This is a genomic window from Cobetia crustatorum (assembly GCF_000591415.1).
In the GTDB taxonomy this organism is placed as follows: domain Bacteria; phylum Pseudomonadota; class Gammaproteobacteria; order Pseudomonadales; family Halomonadaceae; genus Cobetia; species Cobetia crustatorum.
Genome location: NZ_JEMF01000008.1, coordinates 1 through 18,364 on the forward strand (window position 1 = coordinate 1; position 18,364 = coordinate 18,364).

The window sequence follows — 18,364 nt, forward strand, 5'->3', positions numbered from 1 at the left end:
GGCTGGCGTTGTCGTATCTGGCTTATTCATGTCTGGCGGTAGGTTATGCCTTCATGTCGAGCACGATGCGCCCTTCAATCTTGCCCTCGATCATCTTGCCGAATATCTCGTTGATATCTTCAAGCTTGCCCGTCTGCACTGTCGCTGCGACCTTGCCTTCGGCGGCGAAATCGAGCGCCTCCTGCAGGTCTTGACGCGTCCCGACGATGGAGCCACGCACCGTGATGCCATTGAGTACGGTCGAGAAGATCGGCAGCGGGAAGTCGCCCGGCGGCAGGCCGTTGAGCACCAGGGTGCCGCCACGCCGCAGCATGTTCTGCGCCTGATCGAAGGCCTTGGGTGAGACCGCCGTGACCAGTGCACCGTGTGCGCCGCCAATTTCACGTTTGATGACGGTCGCGGGGTCTTCCTTCATCGCATTGACGGTGACGGTCGCGCCCAGGCGGCGTGCCAGCGCCAGCTTGCCATCATCGACATCGACCGCCGCCACGTTCAATCCCATGGCGCGTGCGTACTGCACCGCCATATGCCCTAGCCCACCGATACCGGAAATGACAACCCACTGCCCAGGGCGGGTATCGGTCATCTTCAAGCCCTTGTAGACCGTCACCCCGGCACACAGTATCGGCGCGATCTCGACGAAGCCGACACTATCTGGCAGGCGCCCGACATACCCCGCGTCCGCCAGCGTGTACTGCGCGAAGCCGCCGTTGACCGAATAACCGGTGTTCTGCTGGCTTTCACACAGCGTCTCCCAGCCGCCCAGGCAATGCTCGCAATGACCACATGCCGAATAGAGCCACGGCACTCCGACACGATCCCCTTCCTTGACGTGGGTGACACCTTCGCCGATGGCGGCAATGACCCCGACACCCTCATGACCGGGAATGAACGGCGGATTGGGCCGAACCGGCCAGTCGCCGTGGGCGGCGTGCAGATCGGTATGACAGACCCCAGAGGCCGCGACCTCAACCAGAATCTCGCCACGTCCAGGTCGTGGTACCGCCACTTCCTCGATGACCAGCGGTGCTCCGAATTCACGTACCACGGCGGCTTTCATGCTGCTATCCATGACGTACTCCTTTCTCTTTCAGGAAAACACGAATAAAGATCGATCAGAGATATCGAGACATGTTGCGTCAAACGACTCATTGAAACTGAATGCGATGCCTGCTGTTCTGCGCCAGATCATGAAAGCGACCTGCCGCCAGCATACGTCGTCTAGAAGAAACCGAGCGGATTGATGTCGTAGCTGATGAGCAGGTTCTTGGTCTGCTGATAATGCTCCAGTGCCATCTTGTGGGTTTCGCGGCCGACACCGGACTTCTTGTAGCCACCGAAGGCAGCATGGGCGGGATATTGGTGATAACAGTTGGTCCAGACGCGACCGGCCTGAATGCCACGCCCCATGCGGAAGGCGACATTGATGTCGCGGCTCCATACGCCAGCCCCGAGACCAAACTCGGTATCATTGGCGATGGCCAGTGCCTCGGCCTCATCGCGGAAGGTGGTCACGGCCACGACCGGCCCGAAGATCTCTTCCTGGAAGACGCGCATCTTGTTGTGGCCCTTGAGCAGCGTCGGCTGGATGTAATAGCCGTTGGCCAGCTCGTTCTCCAGTGACTCGCTGCCACCACCGATCAGTACTTCAGCGCCCTCCTCGCGGGCGACATCCATGTAGGACATGATCTTGTCGTATTGCTCACGAGAGGCCTGCGCCCCGACCTGAACCTCGGTATCCAGTGGATTGCCGCGCTTGATGGTCTTCACACGCTCCATCACGCGGGCCATGAAGGCGTCGTACATGCTTTCCTGAATCAGTGCCCGTGACGGACAGGTACAGACTTCGCCCTGATTGAAAAATGCCAGCACCAGGCCTTCAGCAGCCTTGTCGATGAAGGCAGGCTCGGCATTCATGATGTCGGCGAAGTAGATGTTGGGCGACTTGCCGCCCAGCTCGACCGTGGAGGGAATGATGTTCTCGGCGGCGCACTTGAGAATGTGCGAACCGACCGGCGTGGAGCCGGTAAAAGCGATCTTGGCGATACGCTTGCTGGAGGCCAGTGCCTGTCCGGCCTCGGCGCCATAGCCGTTGACGATGTTGAGCACGCCCGCCGGCAGCAGGTCATTGATCAGCTCTGCCAGTACCAGGATCGAGGCCGGGGTCTGCTCGGCAGGCTTGAGCACCACGCAGTTGCCGGCCGCCAGCGCAGGCGCCAGCTTCCAGGTCGCCATCAGGATCGGGAAGTTCCACGGGATGATCTGCCCGACCACGCCCAGCGGCTCATGAAAGTGATAGGAAACAGTATTGGCATCGATATCGGCAGCTGTACCTTCCTGAGAGCGCAGGCAGCCCGCAAAGTAGCGGAAGTGATCAATCGCTAGGGGAATGTCGGCATTGAGCGTCTCGCGCACCGCCTTGCCGTTGTCCCATGTCTCGGCAACTGACAGCAATTCAAGGTTCTGCTCCATGCGGTCCGCGATCTTGAGCAGGGTATTGGAACGCTCCTGGGCAGAGGTCTTGCCCCAGGCAGCAGCGGCGGCGTGGGCAGCATCCAGCGCGAGATCAATATCTTCTGCACTTGAGCGTGGGATACGGCAGAACACCTCGCCCGTGACCGGGCTGATGTTGTCGAAGTACTGGCCTTTGACCGGCTCGACGAAGCGACCACCGATAAAGTTGCCGTAGGTATCCTTGAAGGTGACGAGCGCATCTGCGCTGCCCGGGGAGGCATAGATCATGGCTAACTCCTGTTGGCCGGATGCTCGCGATACGCTGTCGACTCTGGCGTGAGGCGAACAAGCGGCGAGATCAGCGACCTGTTGTTATGGGACTGACTCTGAATGCTTGGATGCAAGTGTTCGGCACGAGCCTTGAGGTGTGACAGCCAAGTGGAAAATGTTGATCTGTGCTGGTGCCTGCAAACATGCACATTCAGTGTTGTTCAAGGAGTACGAAGACGACATGCTGCCATGGAGGGAGGAAACCTCATCCCTTGGGAGGAGGTAGCTGCCATTCGTGACCACAACACATACCGCGAAGGCCGCAAGGCGCCTCCCGCATCTTGGCGTTAAGCTTCAGCACTGGGCCATCAGCGGTAATGAAGCCCCTCTCCACCGGTAAGGAGCCACCATGTACCGTGTGCTGATCGCGGATGACCATCCGCTGTTTCGTGATGCCATCAGCCGTACGCTGAGCGCACAGACGTCGCCATTGGCTGCGCAGAAAGAAGCCGTGCTTGCATGTGAACTACTGGAAGCCGCCAGCCTTGGTGAAGCGCTGGCAGTGATCGAAGCGAACGCCGACACTCTCGATCTGGTACTGCTGGATCTTGACCTTCCCGACAGTCATGGCCTGGACGGCCTGACTCGTCTGCGGGCCGAGGCAGACTGGCTGCCAGTAGCGATTCTCTCTGCCCATGAGGAGCGCGCCACGGTGCTGGAAGCGCTGACGCTTGGCGCGGTCGGCTATCTCTCCAAGTCCACCTCGGCGGAGGCGCTGCGTGAAGCATTGACACGCATGCTGGCGGGCGAGATTCATGTACCTGCCAGTCTGATGCGTACCAGCATGCCGCGCCCTCCCATGCGTGATGACGCTGCTGACTCGGCATCCAGGTCAGCAAGCCCCAGGCCAACAAGCCCACCTCTCATTCCCGCCATGAGCGACACGGACTTTCTGGTGCATTGGCAGGCACTGACCGGCAAGCAACGCGGCGTGCTGCAGCGCATGGTGCTGGGGGAATCCAACAAGATGATTGCCTGGCAGCTGGGCGTGGCGGAAACCACCGTCAAGACGCATGTGTCCGCCATCCTGCGCAAACTGGGCGTCTCCAGTCGCGTGCAAGCGATTCTGATCGCCAGTCGTGCATTGGGTTCAGCACCGCCTTCACCTTCTTCATCATGCAAAACGCCCCAACCGACTCCTCACGAGTGAGAAGCAGATTGGGGCGTTCGTGGGTGAGCCGCAGGGGCGTGAGCGGCCGACGCGACATGCGAGTTACAGCAACTCTCCCACCAGCACATAGCCGTTGAGCATGATGATGATGGCAGCGACCAGAATCCCCATTGCCGTCACCCAATGACGGTTGACCAGATCACCCATCAGCTTGCGATTGGCGGTGAACATCAACAGCGGCACCAGCGCGAAGGGAATCCCGAAACTCAGCACCACCTGACTGGCGACCAGCACCTGCTGTTCCGGCAGGCCAATCAGAATGATGGCAATCGCGGGGGCCATGGTGATCACACGACGCAGCCACATCGGGATACGGAAGTTGACGAAGCCCTGCATCACTACCTGCCCGGACAGCGTCCCGACGATGGACGATGACAGGCCCGCCAACAGCAGCGTGAAGCCGAAGATCAGGCTGGCAGCGTCATGACCCATCAGCGGCGACAACAGCTTGTAACTCTCGGTGATGGAGGCCACGCCCGTTTCGCCGTTACCATGAAAGACCTTGGCCGCTAGCACCAGCATCGCCAGATTGATCAGCCCTGCCAACGCCATGCCAATGATGACATCGAGACGGTAGTAGCCCATCACACGACGACGCTCACCGCTGTCACGAACCCGAATACGATTCTGCGATAGGGCTGAATGCAGGTAGATCACGTGCGGCATCACGGTCGCGCCGAGAATGCCGGCAGCGAGAAAGATGGCATGACTGTCGGGGAAGCTGGGGGTCAGCAGGCCATAGATGATCGGCTCGACTGGCGGACGACTGAGGATGATCTCGAGCAGGAAACCCGCCGAGACAGCCAGAATCATCGCCCCGATGATCATCTCCATCATGCGGAAGCCGTAACGCTGCATCACCAGCACACCATAGGTGATGGCGCCGGTCAGCAGCGCGCCTTCCAGCATGCTGAGGCCGAACAATAGATTGAAGGCCAGCGCCGCGCCGAGAAACTCGGCCAGATCAGTGGCGATGGCAACGATTTCAGCTTGCACCCAGAAGGCCCACACCAGTGGCCGCGGAAAGCGCGCCCGAATCACTTCGGCCAGATTCTGACCGGTGGCAAGCCCCAGCCGTGCTGACAGCGTCTGGATCAACATCGCCATCAGGTTGGCCCACAGCACTACCCACAGCAGGGTATAGCCGTAGCGTGAACCCGCTTCGATATTGGTCGCGAAGTTACCGGGATCGATGTAGGCCACGGCGGCAATCATCGCCGGCCCCATGAAAGGCAAGGCGCGCCGGATGCGACCCGATGCCGGGCCAGACGTCCCGGGCCGAGATGAAGAGTCGGATGAAGACGCTTCACCTGCACTGCTCAGTGACAGGCTGGCGGCATGACGTACGGTACTATCAGACATGACATTAAACATGGGGGGATAAACCTGTCAGATCAATGGTCCGCAAGACAATACAAGAAACGATTCAATACGATATGCGGAAGGATATGCCATGAGCATACACCCAAGATACGATCAATTCTCATTATAATTAAGCATGCTGCTCAATAGTCATCTGCTATGCCTGATCTTGACGCCCCGCCTTTCCGTTTTCCGTGTGGCCTAACTGATTCACCAACAGTTGGCGTAGCCGTAATGGCTTGACTGGCTTGAGCAGAAAACCAAAACCGAGTGCTCTGGCCTGCGCTTTCAGCGCTGCCGCATGATCAGCGCTGATCACCACCACGGGCAGCGTGGGACATCGCTCACACAACGCCTGCGCCTGCACAAGACCATCCGGCTGATCGTCACCCAGCTGATAGTCGACGATCAGGAGATCAGGTGATACCGCGTCCTGTTGCGCCAGCAATGCCTCACGCGACACCGCGCAGTGAACGCTCGCGCCCCAGCCCGCCAACAGTGACTGCATGCCGGCGAGCACATCGCGGTCATCGTCGATTACCCAGATAACGGTATTTTCAAGCGGCCGTGTCAGCGGGACTGACAGGTTCGCCGGTAAAGCGGACGACGCCATGACGTCAACACATGGCGATGCCACGATCGGTACGCGAATCGCAAAGGCCGCTCCGCGACCGGCAATCGAATCGAGCGACAGCGGATGCTCCAGCAGGCCCGTGATGCGCTTGACGATCGCCAACCCCAATCCCAGCCCACGTTGCTCGGGATCATGACCGCGCGCCGCACGGCGGAATTCAAGGAAGATCGCCTCGCGCTGACAGTCCTCGACGCCGGGCCCGTTGTCAGCGACCGTGATTTCCAGCCAATCACCACGCCGCCGACATCCCAACAGCACCCGCCCGCCCTGGGCGCTATCACCCCGGTCCGATTCATCAGCATGTGATTCAGGGACATGTGCTTCAGGAACATAGCGCAGCGCATTGCTCAAGAAGTTGCGCACCACGCGCGCCAACAGCTGGAGATCAGAAGCCACCATGACCTCGCTTGCTACATAGTGAAGCTCAAGCCCACGCGCGGCCCCCAGCTGGCGATATTCCTCGGCCAGTACATCCAGCAGTTCACGGGCACGGAAGGTGGTGATATCTGGCGTGAGCACGCCGGCATCCAATCGCGAGATGTCCACCAGCGTACCGAGCAACCCTTCGACGTCATTCAATGAACGACTCAAGCGCTGGATCAACTCACGCGGTTCCGCATCGCTGGTGGAATGGCTTGCAGTGCCAGCAAGCGACAGCCGCTCCTCGAGCGCACTGGCAAACAGCCGCGCTGCATTCAGCGGCTGCAACAAGTCATGGCTGATGGCGGCCAGAAAGCGCGTCTTGGAATGATTGGCCGCTTCGGCTTCTGCCTTGGCGGCTGTCAGGCGGCGATTGAGTGCTCCCAGTTCATCCAGCGTGCGGTGCAAGGTATCAGTGCGTTCGCGCACCTGCTCCGCCAGCAATACCGCGTGCTCAAAGGCCGCGTAGGGTGCACTCGGCGACAGATTGCTCGACTCGACGCGCTCGATCAGCGCAGCGTTGATCTTCTCCAAGCGCTGATTGCGCACCTGCAGCGCAGCCAGTGCTTCATGGAGCGCCTCCGTCGAGTTATTCATCCCGCGTACCGTCGCCAGCGGGTGGCTGACCGATCACCACACCCGTGAAGGTCTGGTTGATGTGCATGCCGTGATGTTGTTCGCCGTAGGTATTGAAGCCGATCACGCGATGACGACGCAGCAGCTGCGAGGCTTCATCGCTGATTCCCAGTGCATCGATTTCCATGCGGCGCAGAAAACAATCACAGCCGATCGTGATCAGCGGTGCGCCTAGCCGCGCCTCGATCTCGGCCAGCTGATGCTCCAGCTGCGCAAGAATCGGCGTGGCTTGCATCGCGGTCAGTACGATGCCGGTCTCGACGGCGCAGTAGAAGGTCAGACTGGCATCGGCGTTCACGCGCTGGATGGAGCGCACGTAATGCGCCTCGCCAATGCGCACCGCGAGAGGACAACGCGCGAATACCGCCTCCTCCAGCGCATCAGACGTCACACCGGCCAGACGCGCATATTCCTCGGCGGCAGGCGCAGCATTCAGCTCCAATACACGGCGGGTATCGCGGTCCACCGCCGTCACCACCAACTTGTCTGCCAAGGGGGCCAGATGGTGCGTGCTGATGACTTCGAACGGCAGATGCGTGTTGATCAACACCACCACCGCCGCCTGATCATGAAAACGACCGTCGGCGTAGACGTAGGTATGCGCAAGGCGATTGTCGTCACCAGCCGAACCGCCAAAGCCGGGAATGCTGCCCAGAGCGGCGTCCAATGTCGCCAGCACCTGCTCTTCACTGCTCGACAGCCCGTCAAGCAGCGTCAACGCAAAGCTGTGGCCCGTCACGGGCGCGACCGCCTGGGCACGACAATGTGCCAAGAGATCGTCGGTCAGCGACTGGGCCCGCGGCAGATCAAAGCCGCACAGATCTTCGATCAACACCTGCGCGAGGGCAAAGTCACCACATGCAAAGCCGATGGCGACGATGGAGCCACGCGCATAGCCTTGCGGAGTGATCTCGCCTGCCGTGGTACAGCCACTCACGGTGACCGCCCCGAAGGTGGCGGCCAACGCCTGCCCCAGCTCCGCAAGCGGATAATCCGCCGAGCAGAAGAACAGCACGCCCCCGAGACGACCACGATCACCAAGCTGCTCATCAAGCTGAAGCGCCAGCTCCTCCACCGCTGTCACGGGGTCACTCTGATGGCTGAACGCCGTGGCCAATGGTGCCGCATGACGATCATCCCGCGCCTGTGCGTCCTGCCCTGGTCTGCTACGACATGTCATCTAGCCTCTCCGTGTTTGGATGCGCTCCTGCTGAAGGTACGTCTGCTGAAGGTACGTCTGCCGGATCCAGTACGGCTTACAGCACCAGTCCACTGGCGCGCACCACGCGCCGCTCGATCGCCCCTTCCAGCGTCTCGCGGCGCGTGCCGGCCAGCGTGACTCGCGACTTGGCGCGCGTGATGCCGGTATAGACCAGCTCACGGGTCAGGATCGGATTGGCCCCCTCTGGTAGCACGAATAACACATGCCGGAACTCGGAACCCTGCGACTTGTGGACCGTCATCGCGAAGACCGTCTCCACCGCCTCGAGTCGCGAAGGCAATACCGCACGTACGCCATGGTGGAAGCTGGGCACCTCCAACGCAGATGCCTCCCCTGCTGTCTCTTCCTCGATCGGGAAGAACACCCGCAGACGCCCGCCAGCGGCAGGATCAGGCAACGTGATGCCGACATCACCGTTGTAGAGGCCAAGCGCGCGGTCGTTGCGCGTGACCATCACCGGCCTGCCCGCATACCAGCCACGCTCATCACCGATCAGCCCGCGGCGCATCAGTACCCGCGCCACGCGTGCATTGAGGCCATCCACGCCATACGGCCCCTTGCGCAATGCGCACAGCAACTGGAACTCCAGCAGCAGGTCGATCACCTCACGTGCAGGGCGCCTGTCGCGCACGGCTTCCAACGCGGGCCGATAACCGTTCACGATCAACTGTTCCAGCGCACGATCTTCCGGGCCATTGAGACTCAACCAGGCGATGTCGCTGAAACCGGTTTTCCATGCCGCACGTAGCGCCTGACGATCACCGTCATTGCTGGCGCGCGCCAATGCACCAATGCCACTGTCAGCCGCGAAGCGATAACTCTTCTGCAACACGACGACATGATCGCCCAGTCGACCCTGAGCAGCCGCCGACTCGTCTTGCGAGGATTCGAGCGAAGACACAAGTGACGCGTCTGAATTCGCCATCACCGCCTGCAGAGACTCCCCCGTCAGGCGTGTCAGATCAGCGCACAGCGCCGGTGAATATCGCGGCGGCAAGGCATGCTCACAGAGATCTCCGAGTACTGCCCCCGCCTCCACCGAGGCCAGCTGGTCCTTGTCGCCGAGCAGAATCAGGCGCGCATGCGCTGGCAAGGCGCCCAACAGCGCCGCCATCAGATCGAGATCGACCATCGAAGCTTCATCAACCACCAGCAGATCGAGCGCGAGAGGATTGCCGGCATGATGGCGGAAGTGACGCGAGTCCGGTCGTGCGCCCAGCAGGCGATGCACGGTACTGGCCTCACGCGGGATGGCAGCACGAACGGTCTCTGACACGCCCAACTTGGCGACCGCACCGCGGATGGACTCTGACAATCGCGCCGCGGCCTTGCCGGTCGGGGCGACCAGCCGGATCTCCAGCGGTCGTCTCTCGCCTTGGTCAGCACTTTCACCCTTGTCGTCATCACCGCCGTGATGACTGGCACCGTCATTGTCATCAGCCCCCTCACCCAATGCCTGCGCCTGCAACAACGCCAGCAAGCGCGTCACGGTGGTGGTCTTGCCAGTGCCGGGGCCACCGGAAATCACCGTCAACCGCTGACGCAACGCCAACGCACAGGCCAGTTTCTGCCAGTCAGGTTCGCCGTGCGGATCTGGCTGGTTGGTGGCAAACAATTCACGCAAACGCGCGCCCAATGCGTCACTGACGACATGCTTGCCCTCTGGCGATGACTCTGATTCTGGCCCCATGCGGGCGCGCAGACCTGCTGCCACCGCACGCTCCGCCTGCCAGTAGCGACGCAGATAGAGTCGCTCACCAACCAATACCAGCGGTCGCAGCGGCAGATGGCCCGCGGGAGCATCCGCCTGCGCCAACACCGTGACCAGCGAGGAGGCCGCCAGTGCTTCGCCCCAACTCTCGACCGTCACGTCAGCCAGAAATGCCTCGGGCAGCGTCACGCTGGCCTCATTGATCTGCGCCTGGGTGTGTTCCAGTGGCGGCAGTGACAGCGTGGCCCGTGGTTCAGCCAGCGCACGCGAGAGCGAGAGGCACACATGGCCACGCCCCAGCTGATGGCTGGCCAGCGCTGCCGCCAGCAATACACTGGCCGGGGCATCAGCGACGTGCCGTGCCATGAAGCGCACCAGGTGGGCATCGACGCGCCGCAGCCAGCCCAGTTCGACCCAGAAGCCGAGCGTGGTGAGCAAGGCATCACGCGGTGTCATCGTCGATAGTCGTGTGTTGGCGTCAGACATCGAGCGCTCCCTGCAGGAAAGTGTCGCTTTCATCTGGTGCCAGCGGCGCACGGGCCGCAGCGTCCAGCAATGTGTCGAGTGCCGCGCTATCACCGCCCAGCCAGGCATCCAATGCCTCGATCAAGGCTTGCGAGGGTCTGCGCTGAAAGACGCCAGGCGTCGCTGCGTCGGGCGTCGTCAGGCCTTCGCGCGTAGCGCCACCGGCATCCAATCCACGCAGGAAGACATACAGCACGCCGCCCATGTCGCGTGCATAGTCGTATTCGCCGAGACGCGCCTTGAGCAGACGATGCAGCGCCAAGGTGTAGAGCACGTATTGCAGGTCGTAGCGATGTTCGACCATCGCGCGGGCCAACGACTCGCCCAGATAATCTTCCGGACGCTCGCCCAGATAGTTCGACTTCCAGTCCAGCACGTACCAACGACCACCCGACTGGAAGGTGAGATCGATGAAGCCCTTGAGCATGCCATGCATACGACGCGGTGCGAGTCTGGGCCGCGAGCGCGGCAGCGGCTCAAGCGCCGTGACCAGCGCATCTAGCGGCACGCTGCGCGCATGGACTGCCGGGAGCCAGAATTCCAGCTCCGGCTGCCAGGCCTCCAGTCGATTGAGCAGGATGGGCTCGCCCTCAAAGCCGCTCAGCGGACGCGTCAAGGCGTGTTCGAGCCAGTCGAGCAGCCGTGGCTGCCAGCTGGCATCGAAGCCGCCAAAGTGCAGGCGAGACCCCACCAGGTGTGCCAGCTCCGCGTGGTAGTCCTCATCGCCGAGACGATCGAGATCAACCGCTTCCAACAAACCATGCAGGAAGGTGCCGGGCCGTGGCCCGCGCGGGAAGTCATGCAGGTTTATCTCGCCGACCGTCATCGGCAGACCGCCCGACAGCAGCGGGCCCGACTGACCCACTACCTCACGGTCTGGCCGTGTCAGGCCGCGCTCACCCTCTTCCAGGGCAAGCTCGGTTGCCCCTTCGGGGGCACGCTCACTGTCGAGTCTCTGCTCGCTAGTCTCGGCGTGGGTCTTGTCATGGGCCTGGTCATGAAGTGCATCATCGACCGGCAGTGCAGTCACCTGGCGTGCATCCGTCAGCAACGCGGTATAGGAGGCGATCCACCAGTCATCCTCGATACCGCCCGCGAAGTGACGCGCCCCCGAGAAATGCTGGTCACGCTCAGCCGGCGCGCGATAGGTGTGACGTGGCACCTCGGGCAAGGCAGACAACTGCGCAAGCTCTACCCCTTGCTGATCACACCAGCCACGTAGCGCCGCTTCGACACCGCTGGCGTTGACCTCTGGCGTCTCGTTCAAGCCCAGCAGATAGCCGATGGCGGTGAATGGCAGACTGAGCTGCTTGCTGAAACCGCCCTTGCCGATCGGCGCCAGCCCCAGCCAGCAGGCAAATTTGGGACGCGTCAACGCCACATACAGCAGCCGGACGTCTTCCATCAAGCGTGCGTTGTCGGCAGCGGCAATAGCTTCCTTGGAAGGCTTCTTGACCAGAATGCTGTCGTCGAGCGCCTCGTCCTGATCCCGTCTCTGCGCTGCTGATGGCGACTGATCATCATCGTCAGCACTAGTGCCTGACGGCGTCAGCCAGCGTTGCTTGAGGTTCAGCAGCCCGAAATTCCTGTCGGGCTCGGCTGCGCGGAAGCTGGCCATGAACGGCAGCATCACGATCGGGTACTCAAGTCCCTTGGACTTGTGGATGGTGACGACACGCACCAGCCCCTCGTCGCTTTCCAGCCGCTGACTGAGGCTGTCGCTATCGAGTGCCTCGTGACCGGATTCCAGCGCCTGATGCCACCAGCGCAGCAGCGCCTGTTCACCATCAAGCCGCTGGGCGGCATTCTGCGCCAGCTCACCCAGATGCAGCACATCGGTCAGTGCACGCTCCCCGCCCGCTCGTGCGGCCAGTCGCTCGCCGACTCGAAAATCACGCATCACGCCACGCAACATCGGCAGCACCCCGCGCCGCTGCCAGTCACGGTGATAGCCGTCAAAGCGCTCGACCTCGCGCTCCCAGGCCAGCTCATCGACGGCGAGATGCTCGACCAATGACAGGTCATCTGCCAGCAGACGGGTCGCCAGTGCCGCGCGCAGACGGCGATCATCACGCGGATGCGCTACGGCCTCGAACAACTGCAGCAACTCGAAGGCTTCCGGCGTATCGAATACCGAGCTTTTCTCACTCAGATAGACGCTGCGGATACCGCCCTCGGCCAGTGCGCCACGAATGGCAGCGGCTTCGCGACCATTACGCACCAGCACGGCGATATCGCTGGCCGCCACGCCGCGTGGGGCATCACCCTGTTCATTGACGAACACCAGCCCCGGCTCCCCGCGCTCAAGGGAAGACGCACCTTCCAGCAATGCCTGAATCTGGGTGCGACAGGCGCGGCTCATGTCACGACGGTGATTCTCGGCACTGAGTCGCTCGCCACCGGCCCACCAGAGCGTGAGCGCACTGGCCGCGTCTTCACGGCCATCAGGGTGACGCATTACCAGTCGCGTGCGCGTGCCCTGGGCCTCGACCGACTGAAAGGGAATGTCCTCGCTGCCAAAGGGCGCGACATGCTGAGCGAACAGCGCATTGACCGCCGCCACCATCGCCGCACTGGAGCGGAAGTTGCGTGGCAGCGTGAAGCGCGAGGTCGTGGCCCGCCGCGCCGCCAGATAGGTATCGATATCGGCACCTCGGAAGGCGTAGATGGCCTGCTTGGGGTCCCCGATCATCATCAGGGTGCTTGGCGGCGTCTCGCTATCGCCCAAGCCCTTATCCAACCCCTCGTCCAAGCCCTCATCAGACTCGCTACCGGCGGCCTGCGGATAGATGCGACGGAAGATGCGGTACTGGACAGGGTCGGTGTCCTGGAACTCATCGATCATCGCCACCGGCAACTCCTGACGAATCTGACTGGCCAACCGCTGGCTGGCAGCTCCGTTGAGTGCGGGGTCCAACGCATGATCGAGATCATTGAGCAGGTCCGAGAACTCCCATAGCCCCAACCGTCGCTTCTCGCGCACCAGCGATTCCGCCACCCGATCACGTGCATGCACGGCGACCTGGTCCAACAGCATGGTGTCGGGCTCCGGCACCTCCGCCAGCATGTCGAGTGCAGTGAAGAAATCATGACGCGGTGTCTGGCAGCCTTTCTTGGTGCCCTTCTCCAGCTTGGCCTGGCTCAGCCAGCAGAGCTTCTTGCTGTCGAGCATCTCTTCATGAAAGTCCTGCTCACCACTGGCCAGCCAGGTCGCCGTCGCATCGATGCGCGCGTCAAGTTCGATGGCCTTGTAACTGTTGCCGTTCAGCGCCTTGTGGGCAAACGCCTGCTGCATGACGTCGCGGATGCTCTGCTCATCAAAGCTGCCTTCAACCGCGCGACGGGCAGCCTGCTGTTGCTGACGCCAGCCTTCGGCACTGCCCAGCAGCTCGCTCAGTACGGCCGGTGCTTCCAGACGCTCGCCATCACGATAGAGCGGACGCGGCATGCCATCGCGCAACAGGCCACGCACTTCGTCACCCAATGCTTCAGGGCCTGCCCAGCGACCCCGAATCAGCGCCTGCCATTCGCGCGCCAGCGGATAAAATTCGCAACGCCAGTAATCCTCGACGCAGCGTGCCAGCAGCGACTGGCCATCCTGCAATAGTTCAGCGCCGAAACGCCCACCGGCATCGAAGGCATGGCGGCTGAGCATGCGCTGGCAGAAGCCGTGAATCGTGAAGATGGCGGCTTCATCCATCAGACGTGCGGCCTGATCGAGACGACGAGCCGCACCCGCCCGAAGGCTGGCCACCTGATCAGGAGCAACATTCGCCAGCGGCGCCAGCAACTGCGCCAGAATCGGATCTGGACTCGCGCGCCCCAGCAACACTTCACGCGCCTGCTTGAGGCGGGCACGAATGCGGTCTCGCAGCTCAGCGGTGGCGGCCTCGGTAAAGGTCACCACCAGAATCTCCGCCGGTGTCAGCGCACGCGGATAGCTGACGCCGGCCTCTTGTCCGGGCAGCGGGCCAAGCACCAGCCGCACGTAAAGCGCGGCAAGTGTGAAGGTCTTGCCAGTACCGGCACTGGCCTCGATCAGATGCTGCCCCACCAGCGGTAGCGCAGGAATGTCGAGGGCCTGACCCTGTACTGCCTCCATGATGTTCCCCTTTCCGTTTAGCTGTTCGTTCATGGCGGCCCGTTCGACTGTTCGCTCGCTCATGACGACTCACCTTGTGTGCTGGCAGCAGCGTCTTGTGCCGAGAGGTCTACCGCGCGCTCGCCGAGTACTCCCTGGCGCGCCGAGATCATGGTCTCGATCAGTGGCTGATAGAGACGCAGGCTGCGCACCATGCCATCAGCGCGAGAAAAGTGGCTGAATTCAGGCCACAGTTCGCCAAGCGCGCCTTCCTGACGACGCAAGGCTTGCGGACCCTTGAAGGTATCTTCCATGAAGCGCGTTTCCATCGCGCGCTCAAGCGTGGTACCAAGCCACGGCTTGCCGATGGCCGCTGCCGCCTCTTCAAGGCGGACGTCAGCCTCAGGATCAGCGAACCTCAGCGCACTGAAGAGCGCTGTGCGGTCTTCGCCCTCCAGTACCTGCCACGCCGTTACCGCCAGCTCGAGGGCCGCCGCCTGGGGCGCCTGCCAGCCCTGGGCATAGCCACTGACCAGCTGACGCAGCACTGCTTCGGCCTGCTCGATACGTAGCGCAGGGAATAGCAGCCAACGGTCTTCAAAGACAGCCAGCCACTGATAGCCGCCACTGCGCGTGTCAGTCGCCTCGCTGATGGTCTTTCCAAGGCCGTGCCGTGCATTGGCCATCAGCCAGTCAAGATATCCGGACAGCAGTCGATGCGGCTTGCCGAGTCGCTTGTAACGGCCCTCCTTGCCTTCCTTGAGCGTGCCGAAGTGGGTAGCCTCCAGCGTCGCCAGCAGATGGCTTTCACCGTCAGCATCATCCGGCAATTGCTGACAGCTGGTCAGACGCGTGGTCAGCGTCACGCGCTGGCGCACGCCGGCAGTATCGTGAACCACCAGCGGTACCTCGAGCGTACGCGGTGGCAGCGAGATGGCATCGCCCAGCTGATCACGCCAGCTGGTGAGCTGCTGCTCCAATCGCTTGAGACGCGGTTCAATCAGTGCATCTGCAAAGCCGAGTGCCGGCAGGCGGCCGGCACGACGCAGCCGCTCAGCCGCCAGCGGCAATGATTGACCGGCGAGCGCAGAATCAAGCAGCTCACGGGTCAGCGTGAAGTTTTCCAGCCCATCCGGAGTGAAGGGTTCATTATCTTCATCCGGCACTTCGGCATTCTTGAAGCGCACGCCGAGGCGGTCCAGCCCCAGCTGCCAAGGACGACGCAAGAAACGCGTTAGTGCATCAGCACCGAGCTTCACATGCTGATCAGCCGCCTGTTCAGCCAGCTGGGCCAGAGCCGAAGGCAGTGTAGAGACAGCGGCGGATGACGTATCTGTCGCTGATGGAGCTGACGGCGCTGATGGTTCTGATACCGATGCGGCATGCAGACTCGCCCAGCTGGATTCATAGGTAGACAAGCTAGCCGCGCCTGAACTGTCCGTACCAGGCTGTCCACATCTGAACCGCCGTGGCCCTGACGGGATATGCCATCAGTGGTATTGAAGAAATAGCGCCGCGAGAATGGCTGCAGAGGATGCTCGGTCACCAGGCGTGCACGCAGTGCAACCTCGCGCGAGATATCCTGAGTGGCATTCTCCGGCGTCCAGCCCAGCTCTATATAGTCGAGCAGTTCACCGACCAGCACCGAGGGGGGCCGCTCGCCGTTGTCACGCTGGTCACGCCCGACCCATGACACTGACAACCGATCACGCGCTGACAGCAACGCCTCGAGGAACAGGTAGCGATCATCGTCACGCCGCGAGCGATCGCCCGGCTGCGGCCGACTGGCCATCAAGTCGAAATCCTGTGGCATGCGCACACGCGGATAGTCACCGTCGTTCATGCCCAGCAAGTGTACTTCCCGGAAGGGGATCGCGCGCATCGGCATCAGCGTGGCGAAGTTGACGCGCCCAGCCAGGAAACGCTGCGCCAGGCCGCCGTTGTCCAGTTCGCTCCGCAGTGCCTCACGCACGACCTTGAGTGATAGCGGCGCGTGGTAATCGGCTTGCTGCCATCCCTTGTCGAGACGCGATAACGCGGCCTGCAAGCGCGCGAGAATGTCGAATTCCTCGGCACTGTCAGCGCTCAGACTCTCGTCCCACAGTTGCTGCAGCGTGGTTGCCCATTCGGCAGGCGCACGCGCGGTATCAAGCAGCTGCCGCCAGTGGTCCAGACGCTCGATCAGCTCCGCCAGCTTGCCTGCCAGCTCTGCCTCAAGCCCTGCCACTTCATCAAAGGGCACGACGCCGTCAAAGCTCAGGCCGTCCATATCCATAAGACCGTCGATCTGGCCGTCGCTCTGCTCATCACCCAGCTCACCATAAGCCGGCCCGCCGGACGCCACCGCGCCCGTGGCGTAGCCCAGCAGCATGCGTTCCAGCCCGAAGCGCCAGCTGTTCTCGTCCAGTGGCATGAAGCCGAGTCGCTCACGATGCTCACCGGAGAGTCCCCAGCGCACGCCGCTATCCGCCAGCCAGCGCCGCAGGCGTTCAAGCTCGCCCTCCTCGATGGCGAAACGGCGCCGGAAGGCGGCCACGTCGAGCGCATCCAGCACTTCGCTGACGCCCAGACGACGCTCCGGCAGCTCCAGCAGCATCAGTACCAACCCCAGCAGCGGATTGGCCTGACTGGCGACGCGGTCGGCAATCGTGAAAGGTATATGACGCGGATTGCCCGGTGCCAGCTGGCCGAATACCGCCTCGATATAGGGTGCGTATTGATCGATATCCGGCACCATCACCAGGATGTCACGTGGGCGCAATAGCTCACCCTCTCCACGCTGCTGTGCTTCACTGGCGCGCTCGAACGCCGCCAGCAGACGGTCGTGGAGAATCTCGACTTCGCGCAGCGCTGAGTGTGCGCTGACCAGACTGATGGAATCGTCGCCACTGTCGAGCAGACGCGGCTCGCCTTCCTCCAGCGCTCGTTCACCGGGATGGACCAGCTCCAGAATCTCGTCCTGAATCTGATGCAGCAGCGGCGCATGCGAGGGCAACATGTCTTCTGCAATCCGCGGCACGAAGACATCCAGCTCAAGATCAAAGCCGCTGTCACGCCCCGACAGCGCACTCTCGAATTCATACAGGCTGACGATGAAGTCACGTCCTTGAGCGCCAAGGCCTGCCAGCAGCGGATTGGCCTTGAGGTGCAATTCTTCATCTGCCAGCCCGATCAACGCTGGCGCCTCGGGATGGCGTGCACGTTGCTGGGCGATGCGCTCGTTGTTCGCGTCGGCGCGCAGACTGCGGCGTACCGCCTCACGATCAGAGACGATATCGCCCCAGTAATGGCGACAGGGATTGGTGATCATCAGATAGATGTCCATCACCCCAGACAACGCATGGAGTGCATCCAACGTCTGGCCCGGCAGCGCCGAAATACCGAACACGAACAGCCGCGGTGGCAAGGGGTGGCGGCGCGTCGAGGGCAATGTCTCGAGCGCTCGCGCCGCTGCCACGAAACGACCATGCAACGAGGCACGGTGATGTTGGCGACAGCTCTGCGGGGCATCAGCCAGCACTGCTCGCCATAGCGCAGGCTGCCAGTGCTGGCTGGCGGGCAGATTGTCGGGCAGCAGACCAGCAGGCAACTGACCCGCCGCTTGCTGGCGTGCGAAAGCATCGCGGAAGCCGTCATCCTCCAGCCCGCTTTCCCAGCTGCGCACCCACTCGGGACGATAGTTGAGATATTGATCAAACAGATCAGCCAGCTGACAGGCCAGCTGCCACTGCTGACGCTCTGCCTCTGGCCCTTCGGGCAGCGCAGGCAACAGTCTTCTCCTATCGCGGCGATCAGCTGGCCACGCTCGTCACGACAGA

Annotated in this window: 10 protein-coding genes; 1 reads left to right on the plus strand and 9 read right to left on the minus strand. The window is 62.1% G+C overall.

Annotation, left to right across the window (positions count from 1 at the left end; genetic code table 11):
• Positions 1–43: 43 nt before the first annotated feature.
• Positions 44–1,072: an alcohol dehydrogenase AdhP gene (gene adhP, locus BF12_RS0101555; protein ID WP_024950729.1), complete on the minus strand. Its 1,029-nt coding sequence runs from the start codon at positions 1,070–1,072 to the stop codon at positions 44–46.
• Positions 1,073–1,221: 149 nt separating this feature from the next.
• Positions 1,222–2,742: an acetaldehyde dehydrogenase ExaC gene (exaC, locus tag BF12_RS0101560; protein WP_024950730.1), complete on the minus strand. Its 1,521-nt coding sequence runs from the start codon at positions 2,740–2,742 to the stop codon at positions 1,222–1,224.
• Between the two features lie 391 nt (positions 2,743–3,133).
• Between exaC and BF12_RS0101565 the strand changes: the two genes are divergently transcribed.
• Complete coding sequence (locus BF12_RS0101565; protein ID WP_024950731.1) at positions 3,134–3,934, plus strand: response regulator; 801 nt, start codon at positions 3,134–3,136, stop codon at positions 3,932–3,934.
• A gap of 63 nt (positions 3,935–3,997) precedes the next feature.
• Here the strand turns inward: BF12_RS0101565 and BF12_RS0101570 are convergent, their stop codons facing one another.
• The 7 genes from BF12_RS0101570 to recC all read right to left on the minus strand — a co-directional run bounded on the left by BF12_RS0101570 (position 3,998) and on the right by recC (position 18,315).
• Positions 3,998–5,317 (minus strand): Nramp family divalent metal transporter, encoded by a 1,320-nt coding sequence (locus BF12_RS0101570; protein WP_246116435.1) that lies wholly within the window; start codon positions 5,315–5,317, stop codon positions 3,998–4,000.
• Between the two features lie 157 nt (positions 5,318–5,474).
• The gene (locus tag BF12_RS0101575; RefSeq protein WP_024950733.1) at positions 5,475–6,968 is read right to left on the minus strand and encodes an ATP-binding response regulator; all 1,494 of its coding nucleotides are present in this window, start codon (positions 6,966–6,968) and stop codon (positions 5,475–5,477) included.
• Positions 6,961–8,187: a nitric oxide-sensing protein NosP gene (nosP, locus tag BF12_RS0101580; protein WP_024950734.1), complete on the minus strand. Its 1,227-nt coding sequence runs from the start codon at positions 8,185–8,187 to the stop codon at positions 6,961–6,963. Before nosP ends, BF12_RS0101575 begins: the two co-directional genes overlap by 8 nt.
• Before the next feature lie 76 nt (positions 8,188–8,263).
• Positions 8,264–10,426, minus strand: coding sequence for an exodeoxyribonuclease V subunit alpha (gene recD, locus BF12_RS0101585; RefSeq protein WP_024950735.1), 2,163 nt, complete (start codon positions 10,424–10,426; stop codon positions 8,264–8,266).
• Positions 10,419–14,630, minus strand: a complete 4,212-nt coding sequence (gene recB / locus BF12_RS0101590) for an exodeoxyribonuclease V subunit beta (RefSeq protein WP_084487919.1) — start codon at positions 14,628–14,630, stop codon at positions 10,419–10,421. Before recB ends, recD begins: the two co-directional genes overlap by 8 nt.
• The gene (locus BF12_RS22160) at positions 14,627–15,805 is read right to left on the minus strand and encodes a hypothetical protein (RefSeq protein ID WP_035158566.1); all 1,179 of its coding nucleotides are present in this window, start codon (positions 15,803–15,805) and stop codon (positions 14,627–14,629) included. Before BF12_RS22160 ends, recB begins: the two co-directional genes overlap by 4 nt.
• A complete protein-coding gene (recC, locus tag BF12_RS18195) occupies positions 15,802–18,315 on the minus strand; it encodes an exodeoxyribonuclease V subunit gamma (protein ID WP_051510651.1) in 2,514 nt (837 codons plus the stop codon). Before recC ends, BF12_RS22160 begins: the two co-directional genes overlap by 4 nt.
• Between the last annotated feature and the right edge of the window lie 49 nt (positions 18,316–18,364).